At 73.7% G+C, this 14175-nt stretch carries 11 protein-coding genes; 6 read left to right on the top strand and 5 right to left on the bottom strand.

What is annotated here, in order from left to right; translation table 11 throughout:
* Positions 1-18 precede the first annotated feature (18 nt).
* Positions 19-951: a methylenetetrahydrofolate reductase gene (locus tag JOF36_RS24875; RefSeq protein WP_307862581.1), complete on the bottom strand. Its 933-nt coding sequence runs from the start codon at positions 949-951 to the stop codon at positions 19-21.
* A gap of 121 nt (positions 952-1072) precedes the next feature.
* Between JOF36_RS24875 and JOF36_RS24880 the strand changes: the two genes are divergently transcribed.
* The 4 genes from JOF36_RS24880 to JOF36_RS24895 all read left to right on the top strand — a co-directional run bounded on the left by JOF36_RS24880 (position 1073) and on the right by JOF36_RS24895 (position 6609).
* On the top strand, positions 1073-2191 hold the full coding sequence (locus JOF36_RS24880; RefSeq protein ID WP_372447461.1) for a polyprenyl synthetase family protein: 1119 nt from the start codon (positions 1073-1075) through the stop codon (positions 2189-2191).
* The gene (gene crtI / locus JOF36_RS24885; protein WP_210036223.1) at positions 2188-3789 is read left to right on the top strand and encodes a phytoene desaturase family protein; all 1602 of its coding nucleotides are present in this window, start codon (positions 2188-2190) and stop codon (positions 3787-3789) included. Before JOF36_RS24880 ends, crtI begins: the two co-directional genes overlap by 4 nt.
* A 266-nt stretch (positions 3790-4055) precedes the next feature.
* A complete protein-coding gene (gene mptB, locus JOF36_RS24890; protein ID WP_307862582.1) occupies positions 4056-5642 on the top strand; it encodes a polyprenol phosphomannose-dependent alpha 1,6 mannosyltransferase MptB in 1587 nt (528 codons plus the stop codon).
* On the top strand, positions 5632-6609 hold the full coding sequence (locus JOF36_RS24895; RefSeq protein WP_210036224.1) for a phytoene/squalene synthase family protein: 978 nt from the start codon (positions 5632-5634) through the stop codon (positions 6607-6609). The genes mptB and JOF36_RS24895 overlap by 11 nt, the downstream gene beginning before the upstream one ends.
* A 27-nt stretch (positions 6610-6636) precedes the next feature.
* Here JOF36_RS24895 and JOF36_RS24900 read toward each other — a convergent pair whose 3' ends face one another.
* Positions 6637-6993 carry an Rv2175c family DNA-binding protein gene (locus JOF36_RS24900; protein ID WP_210031262.1) on the bottom strand — a complete coding sequence of 119 codons (357 nt, stop codon included), beginning with the start codon at positions 6991-6993 and terminating at the stop codon, positions 6637-6639.
* A gap of 105 nt (positions 6994-7098) precedes the next feature.
* On the opposite strand from JOF36_RS24900, the gene pknB reads away from it, so the two are divergent.
* Together pknB and JOF36_RS24910 are read left to right on the top strand one after the other, a co-directional pair.
* Complete coding sequence (pknB, locus tag JOF36_RS24905) at positions 7099-8952, top strand: Stk1 family PASTA domain-containing Ser/Thr kinase (protein ID WP_210031263.1); 1854 nt, start codon at positions 7099-7101, stop codon at positions 8950-8952.
* A gap of 116 nt (positions 8953-9068) precedes the next feature.
* A complete protein-coding gene (locus tag JOF36_RS24910; RefSeq protein ID WP_210031264.1) occupies positions 9069-10808 on the top strand; it encodes a purine-cytosine permease family protein in 1740 nt (579 codons plus the stop codon).
* Here JOF36_RS24910 and JOF36_RS24915 read toward each other — a convergent pair.
* Genes JOF36_RS24915 through uriH form a run of 3 tightly spaced genes read right to left on the bottom strand, consistent with a single transcriptional unit; the run spans position 10784 to position 14078 of the window.
* Positions 10784-11686: a ribokinase gene (locus tag JOF36_RS24915; protein ID WP_210031265.1), complete on the bottom strand. Its 903-nt coding sequence runs from the start codon at positions 11684-11686 to the stop codon at positions 10784-10786. The two genes, JOF36_RS24910 and JOF36_RS24915, sit on opposite strands and share 25 nt — an antisense overlap.
* Positions 11683-13113 carry a uridine transporter UriT gene (gene uriT / locus JOF36_RS24920; RefSeq protein ID WP_210031266.1) on the bottom strand — a complete coding sequence of 477 codons (1431 nt, stop codon included), beginning with the start codon at positions 13111-13113 and terminating at the stop codon, positions 11683-11685. The genes JOF36_RS24915 and uriT overlap by 4 nt, the downstream gene beginning before the upstream one ends.
* On the bottom strand, positions 13110-14078 hold the full coding sequence (uriH, locus tag JOF36_RS24925; RefSeq protein ID WP_210031267.1) for a uridine-preferring nucleoside hydrolase UriH: 969 nt from the start codon (positions 14076-14078) through the stop codon (positions 13110-13112). The genes uriT and uriH overlap by 4 nt, the downstream gene beginning before the upstream one ends.
* Between the last annotated feature and the right edge of the window lie 97 nt (positions 14079-14175).

Here is a 14175-nt window from a genome sequence, read left to right on the forward strand (position 1 = left end):
CACACACGAGCGGAGCGCCTACACCGGCAGAACGGCCTCGGCCCGGTCCGCCGCGCCGCGCCGCGGCGCCAGTCCCAGCCGCTCGACGAGCTCCGTCGTCGCCGTCGACCGGTTGAGCGAGTAGAAGTGGATGCCCGGTACGCCCTCGGCGATGAGCCGCTCGCACAGCTCACCGGTGACCTCCATGCCCGCCGCCCGGAACGCCTTGGCGTCCCCGGTGTAGGGCGCCAGTCGCTCGACCAGCGCCTCCGGCAGCGGAGAGCCGGACAGCTCCGGCCCCTTGTGGAAGGTCTTCTCCGAGGTCAGCGGCATGATCCCGGGCACGAGTGCCTGATCGAACCCGGCCGCCGCGACCCGGTCGCGCAGCCGCAGGAAGCCCTCGGGCTCCAGGAACAGCTGGGTCACCGCGAACTCCGCGCCCGCCCGGAACTTCCCGATCAGCCGCTCGGTGTCGATGTCCAGGTCCGTCGAGCGCGGGTGCCCGTAGGGGAAGGCCGCCACGCCCACACAGAACGGCCCGGATCGCTTGATCAGCGAGACGAGCTCGTCGGCGTACTCGAGCCCCTCCGGGTGCTTGACCCACTCACCCAGCGGGTCACCCGGCGGGTCCCCGCGCAGGGCCATGATGTTGCGCACGCCGGCCGCGGCCAGCGATCCGATCACGTGTCGCAGCTCGTCGACCGAGTGCGACACCGCCGTCAGGTGGGCCATCGAGCACAGCGTGGTGTCGGTGGCGATCCGCTCGACGGTGCGCACGGTGCGGTCACGGCTGGAGCCGCCCGCACCGTAGGTCACCGACACGTACGCCGGGTCGAGCACTTCCAGGCGGCGGATCGCCCGCCAGAGATCTGCCTCGCCCTGGTCGTCCTTCGGCGGAAAGAACTCCACCGCGAAGAAGGGGCGGTCGACACTGATCCGCTCGGTCACCGTGGATACAGAAGTCGTCGTCACGTAGGGGACCCTACGTGCTGATCTCGGTCCTGTCGGTGCCCCAGGACACACCAGCACCCGTCGCCGGGTGCTGAGCGCACCTCATCGATAGCCTGGATCCGTGGTCGACCGCCCCGCTCCCGTGTCCGATTCCTCCGGCCAGACCGACGTCACGGAGGCCGGCGCCGCACCGCTCGACGACGCGCTTCCCCAGCACGTCGAACGCGTGCTGGCCGGGTACCTGGACCGGCGCCGCGCCGACGTGCTGGGTGTCGATCCGGCCGTCGCACAGATCGCCGACGCACTGGCCGGATTCGTGCTGGGCGGCGGGAAGCGGCTGCGGCCGACGTTCGCCTGGTGGGGCTGGCGCGGTGCGGGCGGCGACCCGCGCTCCGAGCACGCCCAGGGAGTCCTGACGGCGATCGCCTCGCTGGAGCTCGTGCAGGCCTGCGCCCTGGTGCACGACGACCTGATGGACGCCTCCGCCACCCGCCGCGGCCGGCCGACGGTGCACGTGGAGTTCGCCCGCACCCACGCGGCGAACGGCTGGTCCGGCCCGGCCGCTCGGTTCGGTGCCGCGGTGGCGATCCTCGCCGGCGATCTCGCCCAGGTGTGGGCCGACGACATGTTCCACTCCGCGGCGCTCCCCGAGGGCGCGCACGCGCGGGCGGCCGAACCGTGGCGGGCGATGCGCACCGAGGTGCTGTCCGGGCAGTACCTGGACGTGCTGGCGCAGGCGTCCGGGGACACCACCGAGGCGACCGCACTCAAGATCGACCGGTTCAAGACGGCGGCCTACACCGTGGAACGCCCGCTCCACCTGGGCGCCGCGATCGCCGGCGCGGACCCGCAGATCCTCGGCGCCTACCGCCGTTACGGCGGGGACATCGGCGTCGCCTTCCAGCTGCGCGACGACCTGCTCGGCGTGTTCGGCGACCCGCGGGTGACCGGCAAGCCGGCAGGCGACGACCTGCGCGAGGGCAAGCGGACGCTGCTGATCGCCTCGGCACTGCAGCGCGCGGAGCAGCGCGGGGACCGGGCCGCCCACGACGTGGTGACCGGCGCTCTCGGGCACCCGGAGCCGGACCTGGAGCGGGTCCGCGCGGTGCTGTCCGAGCTCGGCGCGGTGCAGACCGTCGAACAGCGGATCGCCGCCCTGACCGGGTCCGCCCTGGATGCGCTCGACGCCGCCCCGGTCGCCGAGCCGGGCCGGTCGCACCTGTTCGAGCTGGCCGAGCGCGCCACCCGGCGGGCGTGGTGAGGCGGATCGACGGGCGCACCGACCACGTCGTGGTCGTCGGTGCGGGCCTCGCCGGGCTGTCGGCGGCGCTGCACCTGCTCGGCGCGGGCCGCCGGGTCACGATCGTCGAGCGCGAGTCGTTCCCGGGCGGCCGCGCCGGACGGCTCGACGTCACCGACGCCCACGGCGGATACCGGCTCGACACCGGCCCGACCGTGCTGACCATGCCCGAGCTGCTGGAGTCGGCGCTGGCCGCGGTGGGCGAGACGACGGCGGACCGGCTCGACCTGGTCCGGCTCGACCCGGCGTACCGGGCCGAGTTCGCCGACGGTTCGGCGATCGCGGTGCACACCGACGCCGCCGCGATGGAGCACGAGATCCGCCGGACGTGCGGCCCGGATTCGGCGGCCGGCTACCGGCGGCTGCGGCGCTGGCTGACCGACCTGTACCGGGCCGAGATGGACTCCTTCATCGGCGCGAACATGGACTCGCCGTTCTCGCTGCTCGGACCGGACCTGGCCCGGCTGGCCGCGCTGGGCGGCTTCGGCCGCCTCGGGCGGCGGATCGAGCGGTACCTGCCCGACGAGCGGCTGCAGCGGATCTTCTCGTTCCAGTCGCTCTACGCCGGGGTCGCCCCGCAGCACGCACTGGGCGCGTACGGCGTGATCGCCTACATGGACACCGTCGCCGGGGTGTGGTTCCCCCGCGGCGGCATGCGGGCGATGGGGACCGCACTGGCGTCGGCCGCGGCCGACGCCGGCGCCGAGATCCACTACGGCCGCACGGTGACCGGGCTGGTCCGCTCCGGGGACCGGGTCACCGCCGTCCGGCACCGTGACCAGGACGGCACCTCCGACCGCACCTCCGACGACTCCTCCGGCAGCGGCACCGCCGAGATCGCCTGCGATGCCGTGGTGCTCACGCCGGAGCTGCCGGCCGCCTACGAGCTGCTCGGCGGACCGCCGCGCCGCCCGGCCGGATTGCGCTGGTCACCGTCCGCGGTGGTGGTGCACGCGGGGATGCCCGCGCCCGCCGGGCCGGTGGGAGACGGCGCGCAGCACCACCACACGATCTCGTTCGGCGCCGCCTGGAAACGCACGTTCCGCGAGATCATCGACGACGGCCGTCTGATGAGCGACCCGTCGCTGCTGGTCACCCGGCCCGGGCTGACCGACCCGGGTCTGCAGCCCGCCGGCCGGGAGCTGCTGAGCGTGCTGGCGCCCTGCCCGAACACCGCCGTCGCCCCGGGCATCGACTGGGACCGGGTCGGCCCCGCCTACGCCGAGGAGCTGTTCGGCGTGCTGGCCGACCGCGGGCTGGTCGATCCGGGAGCCGAGCCGAGCTGGACCCGGCTGTGGACGCCGCAGGACTGGACGGACGCGGGGATGGCCGCGGGCACGCCGTTCTCCGCATCGCACACCCTGACGCAGACCGGGCCGTTCCGGCCACGGAACCTGGTGCGGGGGGTGGCCAACGCGGTGCTCGCCGGGTGCGGCACGACGCCCGGCGTCGGCATCCCGCCGGTCCTGATCTCCGGGCGGCTCGCCGCCGAGCGGATCACCGGCGCCCGCCCGGCGGAACACTCCGGCCGGGCCGCGGGGGCCCGGGCGGTGCGCTGAGACCCCGAATCGCGAGCGGCGCCGCGGCGACCCGGAACGGCGGGCGGCGCCGCAGCGACCCGGAATCGCGGGCGGCGCGCGGCGACGCGGGATCTCGGGCGGCGCCACGGCGACCCGGAATCAGCGGCGGCGCCGCGGCCCGGAGGTCGAGGGTCGCGGAACCGGCACTGCGCCGCCCGTGGGACGATCCACCCACGATGACCGCCCATTCCTCGCCCCCGCTCCCCCGTCCGGCGGGTCCCGAGCCGGCCGTTCCGGCCGGGGACGTGAGTGCCCCCCGGAGCGGCAGCCGGCCGTCCCGCCGGGCGGGTCTCGCCGACCGGCTCGGCCGTCCGCCACGTGGCATCCTGCTGCTCGGCCTGGCCGGGACCGTGCTGATGTTCATCGGCGCGCCCGGCGGGGGCGGCATCCCCGTGCGGGACCCGATCCTGGGCAACTCGGCGCTGTCGTTCTGGCGCTACGGCCACGGCCAGATCCTGGCCTCGCTCGTGGTGTACACCGGGCTGGCCCTGATGGTGTGGGCGTGGGTGCGGCTGGGCCGCGAGGTACTCGCCCGCCGGGCCGGAGGGCGCGCGGTGCTGACGGTGTCGGGGATCTGGGCGCTCCCGATGCTGATCACCCCGCCGCTGTTCACCCGGGACCCGTACAGCTACCTCGCGCAGGGCGCCCTGCCGCTGGCCGGGTTCGACCCGTACCTGTTCGGGCCGGACGCGATGGGCGGGATCTTCACCGACAACGTGCACTTCTTCTGGCAGGACACCCCGGCGCCGTACGGGCCGCTGTTCATCCTGCTGGCCCAGGGCATCGTGCTGCTCGTCGGCCAGAACGTGCTCGTCGGCGTGATCGCGATGCGGTTGGCACTGCTCACCGGCGTGGCGCTGCTGATCGCGGTGCTCCCGGCGCTGACCCGCCGGCTCGGCGGGCGCCCCGCGGTGGCGCTGTGGATCGCCGTCGCGAACCCGGTGATGATCGTCCACATGGTCGGCGGGGTACACAACGACCTGCTGGTCGTCGGCCTGATCCCGCTCGCCGCACTGCTCGCGCTGCAGGACCGCCCCGGGTGGGCCGTCGCCGTCGGATCGCTGGCCATGGCGGTCAAGGCCTCGGCCGGGCTGATCCTGCCGTTCCTGGTGCTGATCTGGGCGGCCCGGCTGACCGGCGGGTTCTTCTCCCGGCTGGTCCGGGCGGGTGTCCCGTCGGTGGCGATGTTCCTCGTCGTGTTCGGCGGCTGCACCTGGGTGAGCGGGTTCGGGCTGGGCTGGCTGCCCGCCCTGAGCGCGCCGTCCATGATCGTGAACTGGCTGTCCTGGTCCACCGGGGCCGGGCAGGCGGCCGCCGGGCTGGTCGGGATCGTCGTCGACGAGGTGAACGAGCAGGCGTTCGTCGACACCTTCCGGGCGATCGGCGGCGGCGTGCTCGCCGTGCTCATCGCGGCCCTGTGGTGGAAGGCCCGCGAGGGCGGCACCGTCGCGATCCGGAACGCGGCGATCGCGATGGCCCTCGCCGCCGTGCTGGCGCCGACCACGCTGCCGTGGTATCTGAGCTGGGGTTTCTGCCTGCTGGCGATGACCGCGTGGAGCGCCCGCGGCATGCAGTGGGTGGTGTTCGGCTCGGTCTGGCTGATGATCGTCTACTTCCCGAACGGCGAGACGGCGCTCTACGTCTGGCCGTTCCTGCTGCTGTGCGCCGTCGCCGGCGTGCTGGCCGCGGTCTCGCTGCTGCGCCCGGACCCGCTGGGCCTGCGCCGGGGCCGTCCGCCCGGCGCGCCCGACGATCGGGTGGCCGGCTCCGGGGACCGGTCCGGTGTGCGCGGTACCACCGCGGTGATCGACGGTGTCCGCGATCGCGGCTGAGCGGGCGGTGCGCGCCGAGCTCGACGCCGCCGGCCTGACCGATCCCGCGCTGCGCGCCGCGTACGCAGGCTGCCGGGCGCTGCACGCCGAGCACGGGCGCACGTACTATCTCGCGACCCGGCTGCTCCCCCCGGGGCGCCGGGTGGACATCCACGCGCTCTACGGCTTCGCCCGGTTCGCCGACGAGATCGTCGACGATCCGGCCGGAGCCGGTGGCGGTGACCCGCACGGCGCGCTCGACGCGCTCGACCGCCAGCTCGAGGCCGCGCTGGCCGGGGGCCCGCTGCCGGACAGCCGGCCCGAGGTCGTCGCCGTCGCCGAGACCGCCCGCCGGCACTCGCTGGACCCACAGCTCTTCCGGGACTTCATGGTCTCGATGCGGATGGACCTCACGGTGACGGGCTACCCGACCGACGCGGATCTGGCGGTCTACGTGCACGGCTCGGCCGCCGTCATCGGGCTGCAGACGCTGCCCGTGCTCGGGACGGTGGTACCGCGGGCCGAGGCGGAGCCGCACGCCGCGCTGCTCGGCGTCGCGTTCCAGATGACGAACTTCCTGCGCGACGTGGGCGAGGACCTCGACCGCGGCCGGATCTACCTGCCGGCGGACGAGCTGGCGGCGTTCGGGGTGGATCGCGAGGTGCTCACCTGGTCCCGGCGCACCGGGCGGGCCGATCCCCGGGTCCGGCGCGCGCTCGCCCACCTGGTCGCCCGCACCCGCGCCACCTACCGGCGGGCCGATCCGGGGATCGCGATGCTGGAGCCGGTGTCCCGGGCGTGCGTCGGGGCGGCGCGGACGCTGTACTCGAAGATCCTCGACGAGATCGCCGACGCCGGCTATGACGTGCTGACCCGCCGCGTCGCGGTACCGAACCGGCGCCGCGCCGCCGTCGCGCTACCGGGGCTGGCCCGGGCGCTCACCGTGCGGGGCAGGCAGCTCGCCCGGGAGCGCACCGGCCGCGGCTGAGACGTCCGGCCGGCCCGGAGGCCGCGGTCAGAGGGCCATCGCCTGGGCGCGGCGCGTGACCTCCTTGTGCCTGCCCGCCCGCATCGCACCGATCGGCGAGCCGGGCAGCGACTCGTCCTCGGTGAACAGCCAGGTCAGGATCTCGCGGTCCTGGTAGCCGCCGTCGCGCAGCGAGATGATCGTGCCGGACAGCCCACGCACGACGTCGTCGTCGTCGGTCAGGAACGCTGCCGGGATGACGACCTCACGCTTGTGGCGGAACGACAGCAGCTGGCCGTCGCGCACCAGCTGGACGACACGGGAGGCGGGGATCGACAACCGGGCCGCGACGTCGGAGACGGTCAGCGTCTCCTCGGTGACGGCCGCGGGGAGGGACTCCTTCACAACCGCACACTGTTTCACACCGGTGCGGGCCCGCCCCACCCGTCCCGGCCGGGCCCCTGGACCACCCGCACGGACCGTGACCGACGCTGAAGTAGCCTTCCCGGCGTGAGCGCACCGTCCGGACCGGCACAGCCCGGTACACCGGGTGGGGCCGGGCGGATGGTGGCCGACGGCTCCGCCCCCGCGCTGCTCGACGGCCGCTACCGCATCGGGCCGGTACTGGCCCGCGGCGGGATGTCGACTGTGTACCACGGTACCGACACCCGGCTCGAGCGCGCGGTCGCGATCAAGGTCATGGACCCCCGGATGGCCGGCGACCAGGCGTTCCGTACCCGTTTCGACCGGGAGGCCCGGCTGGCCGCCCGGATCGACCACCCGTCCGTCGTCGCCGTGTACGACCGGGGCACCGTCCCGGCCGGTCCGCTCGGCGAGCCCAGCCTGTTCGTCGTCATGGAGCTGGTCGACGGTGGGACGCTGCGCGACGTGCTGCGCGCCCGCGGTGCGCTCGGGCTGCCGGCCGCGGTGCAGACCCTCGAACCGGTACTGGCAGGGCTCGCCCGCGCACACCGGCTCGGCATGGTGCACCGGGACGTGAAGCCGGAGAACGTGCTCATCGCGTCGTCCGGCGAGGTGAAGGTCGCCGACTTCGGGCTCCTCACCGCGGCCGCGGAGGCCGGTGTCAGCCACGCCGGGATGATCCTCGGGACGATGGCCTACCTGTCCCCGGAGCAGGTGGTCTCCGGGCGTGCCGACGGGCGCAGCGACGTCTACGCCGCCGGCGTCGTCCTCTACGAGATGCTCACCGGGCAGCCGCCCTACACCGCGGACAACCCGCTGTCGGTGGCCTACCGGCATGTGAACGAGGACGTCCCGCCCCCGTCGGCGACCGTCCCCGGTCTTCCCCCGGAGGTGGACGAGCTCGTCGCCCGGGCCACCGCCCGCGACCCGGAGGACCGCCCGGTCGACGCCGAGCACCTCCGCCGCGAGCTGCTCGCAGTCGCCGACCGGCTGGGCCTGCCCCGTACCGGGGTGCCGCGTCCGCCGGGGCCCCCGCCGCCCGACGACGGCGCCACCCTGCCCGCGGCGCCCCGCCGGGTGCACGCCGACGCCGCGGTACGGCCGTCCGGCACCAGGGTCGCGCCGCGCGGGGTGCACGGCACCGCCGTCACCCCGGCGGGTGAGCCGGAGGCGCTGTCGCGGGCCGATCTGCGCTCACAGCGCCGCCGCGGCCGGCGGGTGTTCGCGCTGTGGATGGTGCTGCTGGTGCTGCTCGCCGCGCTCGCCGGTACCGGCGCGTGGTGGCTGGGTTCGGGCCGCTGGACCACCATGCCGGTCGTCACCGGTATGGACCGTGACCGCGCGACGGCCCTGGTCGCCGAGTCGGATCTGGCACCGTCGGTCACCGAGCGGGCCGACGACGAGGTCGCGCCGGACGTCGTCGCCGAGGTCGACCCGGCCGCCGAGACGAGGGTGCTGCGCGGGTCGACGGTCACGCTGATCGTCTCCACCGGGCGCCCCACCGTGCCGGAGGCCCCGGCCGGGAGCTCCGTCGCCGACGTCGAGGAGGCCGTGCGGCAGGCCGGGCTCACCCCCGTCCGGTCGACGACGGCCGAGGAGTTCAGCTCGGACGTGCCGGCCGGCGCGGTGATCCGGACCGACCCGCCGGCGGGCACCCGGCTGCCGGGCGGATCCGCGGTCACGCTGGTCACCAGCAGCGGCGCGAAACCCGCTCCGACGCCACCCACCCCGGAACCGGAGCCCGACCGGCCGTCCGGTGTGCCGTTCGTGATCGGGATGTCGGCCGACGAGGCGGAGGAGCTGCTCGAGTCGAAGGACTTCGACGTCGACATCGACCGCAGTTTCCCGTTCGGCCGCCGCGACGGCCGGGTCGTCGGTCAGGACCCGGACTCGGGCAGCGACGCCGAGCCGGGCGACACGATCACCCTGACCGTTCTCTAGAGCAGCACTGCTCCTCCCTCTGGAGCGGCGCTGCTCCTCGTCCTGCGGCCTCGGCCACCTCACCGGTAGCGTGCCCGAGGCGTAGATCACAGCCCGCCGGTGCAGCGAAGGAGCGTATGGCCGAGAACACTGTGGAGCAGGTCGACCGGCAGATCGAGGGCCTCGATGCCGAGCAGCTCCCCGTCGGCGAACACGAGCTGCACGGACCCGGGCACTTCGGGGGGCTCTATGCCGCCGAGAACGTCGCAGGAACCGAGTTCGTCTTCGGCGCGACCTTCGTGGCCCTCGGCGCCGGGGTCGTCGACGTCCTCATCGGTCTGGCGATCGGTAACCTGCTCGCGGTACTGAGCTTCCGGTTCATCACCGCGCCGATCGCCACGCAGACCCGGCTGAGCGTCTACACCTACCTCGATCGGGCCGCCGGTGGGCTGACCTCGAAGCTCTACAACGGGGTGAACGCGGTCGTCTTCGCGGTCATCTCCGCCGCCATGATCACCGTCTCGGCGACCGCCCTGCGCATCATCTTCGGCTTCCCGGCGCAGGAGGAGGCCTATCCCACTCACTGGGGCTTCGTCGTCCTCGCGCTGGCTTTCGGCGCGGTCGCGGTCCTGGTGGCGGCCTACGGCTTCAACGCGCTCGCCGAGTTCGCCAGCATCTGTGGTCCCTGGCTGATGGTCATGTTCGCGACCGGTGGCCTGGTGCTGATCCCGGCACTCGCCGACTCGGTGACCGGGAGCCCCACGCTGAGCAGCTGGAGCGAGTTCATCGAGATCGGCGGGAGCGCGGTCTTCACGGGTACGACGCCCAGCGGCGAGGCGGGGATCACGCTGGTGGGGATCATCGGGTACGCCTGGGCCGCCAACAGCTTCGCCCACGCCGGGCTCATCGACATGTCGCTGTTGCGGTACGCGAAGAAGAGCTGGTACGGCTACCTGTCCGGCACCGGGATGTTCCTCGGTCACTACATGGCCTGGGTCTCGGCGGGGTTCATGGGCGCGGCAGCGGCGGCGATCGTGTCGACCAGCATCGAGGTCATCGAGCCCGGAGCCGTCGCGTTCCAGGCTCTGGGCTACGCCGGCCTCGTCACCGTCGTCATCGGTGGGTGGACGACGGCCAACGCCAACCTCTATCGCTCCGGACTCGCCGGCCAGGGCATGTTCCCGCAGCTGTCGCGACAGAAGGTGACTCTGATCCTCGGCGCGGTCGTCGTCGTGGCGGCGCTGTTCCCGTTCATCTACCGGGGTTACCTGAACCTGGTGACCTACATCGGGATCGTCCTGGTGCCGATCGGCGGGATCCTGATCGCCGAGCACTACCTGCTGCCGCGCCTCGGGATGACGACGTTCTGGGCGCGCTACAAGGGCACGCGCAACACCCCTGCGCTGCTGGCCTGGGGAATTCCGGTCGCGCTCGCCGTGATGACGCTCGTGCTCGGCCTCGTCCCCGCCTACCTCCTGTTCCCTCCCGTGTTCCTGCTCTCCATCCCCCTGTACATCGTCTTCGCCAGGAGGATGGGTGCAGCCGAGCGGTACCCCGAGGGCGAGGCCGCCGACAAGCTCTTCGCAGAGCGGGTGAAGGTGTTCCACACCGAGCAGGCAGAGAAGGCTGCCACCGGCGGCGACACGACCGACCGCCGGACGCTGACCAGCGTGCTCAAGGTGGTGTGGATCGTCGACCTCGTCGTGATCTCCGCCGGCGCCGTGTTCGTGCTCTTCTTCAGTCCGGACTTCGCCACCTACCTCGAACACCGCGACCTGTTCTTCTGGATCGCAGGCACCGGAACGGTCATCTACTTCCTCGCCGCGTACTGGCGGCTGCGTCGCATGAAGTCCTACGCCCGGCGCGCCTTGGCGTGATCGTCGACCTCTGCCGGTCCGGGCGGGACGTCCTGGAGGCCGTACCGCGCGCGGACGTCCCCGGTGATCTCCGGCAGCTGCGCGCCCGCGACCGTCACCGCGAAGGCGCCCACCCGGACCGCGTGGCGTGCCGCGTCGGCCAGGGTGTCCCCGGCGGCGAGCCGGACCGCGACGGCGGCGAGGAACGCATCCCCGGAGCCGGTGGTGTCCAGCGGCTCCACCCGGAGCGCGTCGACCGTGGTCGTCGCACCGGCGTCGTCGACCACGCAGCCCCGCGCACCGTGCGTGACGATCGTGCGGGCGACCGGGTGCTCCCCCAGCAGCGCGGCCTCGTGCTCGTTGACGACGAGGACGTCGGTGCTCTCCAGCAGCCCGTCCGGAACCGGCCCGAACGGGGAGAGGTTGAGCAGCACCGTCGTGCCGGCCGCGCGGGCGGCCCGGGCCGCGGCCAGCACCGTGTCCAGGGGGGCCTCCAAGGACAGCGTGAGCACCGCGACGCCGTCGAACGCCGGCAGGTCGCCCGCCGACAGGGTCCCGTTCGCACCGGGCGACACGACGATGGTGTTGTCCGCGCACGCGTCGACGGTGATCACCGCGGTACCGGTGGTGGCGTCCGGGCGGGTGGCGACCCGGGTGACGTCCACCCCGGCGGCGGCGACGGAGTCACGCACCAGCGTGCCGTGGGCGTCCGCTCCCACCGCGCCGACCATGGCGACGTCCCCGCCCAGCCGGGCGGCGGCGACGGCCTGGTTGGCGCCCTTCCCGCCGGGCCCGACCACGAGATCGGCCCCGGCGACCGTCTCCCCGGCGGACGGGAACCGCTCGGTCCGGACCACCAGGTCGGCGTTCAACGACCCGACCACCAGCACCGCACTCATCGCACGTCCTCCAGCTCCCGCGGCTGCGGGGTGCCCGTCTCGGCCGTCGCCGGCCGTGGGATCAGCAGCGACATCGCCAGCGCACCGGCGGTGCAGGCGGCGCCGACCAGCATGCCCGCCGAGTACCCCGCGGTGCTCGCCTGCTCCGCGCCACCCACGGCCACCTGCACGGCGGGCAGGACCACGAAGCTGATGCCGGCACCGAGGTTGAACGCGCCGGCGTTCAACCCGGGCAGCATCCCCGGGTTCTCGGGCGGGGACAGCACGATCCCCAGGCCGTTGAGCATGATGTTGGCGATGCCGGCGTAGGTGACACCGAGTACCAGCGTCGCGATCACGAGCATGGTGAACGACCGGACCCCGCCGAACGCCATGAACAGCGTCGCGGCGACGCTGCCGGCGAGACCGATCCGCAGCACGAACCGGTAGCCGAGCACCGGCGCGATCCGGCCGGCGAACGGGCCGACGACCCACCCGATCAGCGCGTACGGCGCGAGCAGCGCCAGCGCGGTCAGGTCGGCCTGCAGCCCGAACCCGGCACCGGTGTTCTGGGCGAGCGAGGCGACCAGCCCGTTGACGACGGCGAACACCCCGGTCATGGTCAGCAGCGTCGTGCCGAGGGTGGCCCAGGTGGCCCGTCGGCGCAGGTACCGGGTCGCGATCAGCGGCTCCTCGGTGCGGTCCTGCAACCGCCAGAACACCACGAACGCCACCACGGCGAGGGCGCCGTACCCACCGACGAGCGGCCAGTTCGCCGCCGCGAGCGCGCCGGCCTCGTCGAACGCCATCAGCAGCGCCCCGACCGACACGACCAGCGGGGCGACGCCGCGCCAGTCCATCCGGGTGCCTGCCGACGGGCGCGACTCGACCCCCCACACCGCGACGAGCGCCAGCGCGACGACGGTCGTCGCGGCGATCACCCAGAAGATCGAACGGAATCCGAAGTGGGTGGCGAGCCAGCCGCCGAGGATCGCGTCGACCCCGGCGACGCCGCCGTTGACCGCGGTGATCAGGCCCAGCGCGGCGCCGTAGCGGCGCGGGTCGGCGATCTCGCTGCGCAGCATCAGCAGGCCGATCGGGACCACCGGGCCGGTGATGCCCTGCAGGATCCGCCCGGCGAACAGCATCTCGACCGAGACGGCGAGGGCGGCGACCGCGCTGCCGACGAGCATCACGGCGAGCATGACCAGCAGGACCCGCCTGCGGCCCGCGATGTCCGAGAGCCGCGGCAGGAACAGCGAGAACATCGCGGCCAGGGTGAAGAACATCGTCTGGGACAGACCGATGGTCGCGTCGTCGGTGCCGAGCTCGCGGGCCATCGTGACCAGCGCGGGGCTGAGCATCGAGGCGTTGAGCTGGAACGCGACACAGGCGGCGAGGACGGCGACGATCAGCGTGACGACCGGCCGCCGGTCGGTGGCGGTCATGCGGACCGCTCCGTCACGCCGTTGCCGGGCTCGCCGATGCGGACCAGCGCGTCGGTCACGAGGTCCCAGAACCGCGCGTGGTCGAGCTCGACGGCGGCGTGCGTGCGGCAGTCCGCCGGGGCGGGACGGCGCAGGTCGACGACCGTCATCCCGGTCGTGTGCCGGCCCGCCGTCTCGACGACGATCGGCGCCGCCACGGTACGGACGATCGTCGGGTCGATGACGTACGCGACCGCGCAGGGGTCGTGCACCGGGGGCGCCTCGAACCCCTGCGCGTCGCGGTAGCTGTGCTCGAAGAACTCGAGCAGCTCGTCGACGAACCGGGCGGGGCCGGTCCCGACGGTGCGGATCGCGTGCCGCACGGCCGGGGTGGCCAGGGCCTGGTGGGTCAGGTCCAGCCCGACCATGACGACCTCCCAGCCGGCCGAGAACACGGCGTCCGCGGCCTCCGGGTCGATCGCGATGTTGAACTCCGCGACCGGGGTCAGGTTGCCGACGTGCACGCCACCGCCCATCAGCACCACCCGCCGCACCCGCTCGACGATCTCCGGGGCGCGCGCCGCGGCGAGGGCGATGTTGGTCAGGCCGCCGGTCGGGACCAGGGTCACGGTGCCCGGCTCGTGGGCCATGACGGTGTCGACGATCAGGTCGACGGCGTGCCCGCCGGTGACGCCGAAGGCGGGTTCGGGCAGCTCCGGCCCGTCCAGTCCGGTCTCGCCGTGGATGTCCACGGCGACCGCGACCTCGCGCTGCAGCGGCCGCTCGGCGCCGGCCGCGAACGGGACGCCGGTGATCCCGGCCAGCGTCGCCACCGACAGGGCGTTGCGGGTGACCTTCGGCAGGGTCTGGTTGCCCACCACGGTGGTGACGGCGAGCAGCTCGATGTCGGGGCTGCCGTGGGCGAGCAGCAGGGCGATCGCGTCGTCGTGCCCGGGGTCGCAGTCCAGGATGATCTTCTCCGCCATGCGCGGATCTCCACCTCGTCGTAGATCTGGGTACTCGGCCGCAGCGCACTCTGCGACGTCAAGCGCGTGACGTCAAGCGCTTGATGTGTGACGCGTA

It is taken from the genome of Pseudonocardia parietis, from assembly GCF_017876315.1.
Lineage (GTDB): Bacteria > Actinomycetota > Actinomycetes > Mycobacteriales > Pseudonocardiaceae > Pseudonocardia > Pseudonocardia parietis.

Bases quoted from the DNA above. Each gene is read 5' to 3' on its own strand.
- uriH (WP_210031267.1), bottom strand. From the start codon at position 14,078: ATGGCGGAGAAGATCATCCTGGACTGCGACCCCGGGCACGACGACGCG.
- uriT (WP_210031266.1), bottom strand. From the start codon at position 13,113: ATGACCGCCACCGACCGGCGGCCGGTCGTCACGCTGATCGTCGCCGTC.
- JOF36_RS24910 (WP_210031264.1), top strand. From the start codon at position 9,069: ATGGCCGAGAACACTGTGGAGCAGGTCGACCGGCAGATCGAGGGCCTC.
- JOF36_RS24915 (WP_210031265.1), bottom strand. From the start codon at position 11,686: ATGAGTGCGGTGCTGGTGGTCGGGTCGTTGAACGCCGACCTGGTGGTC.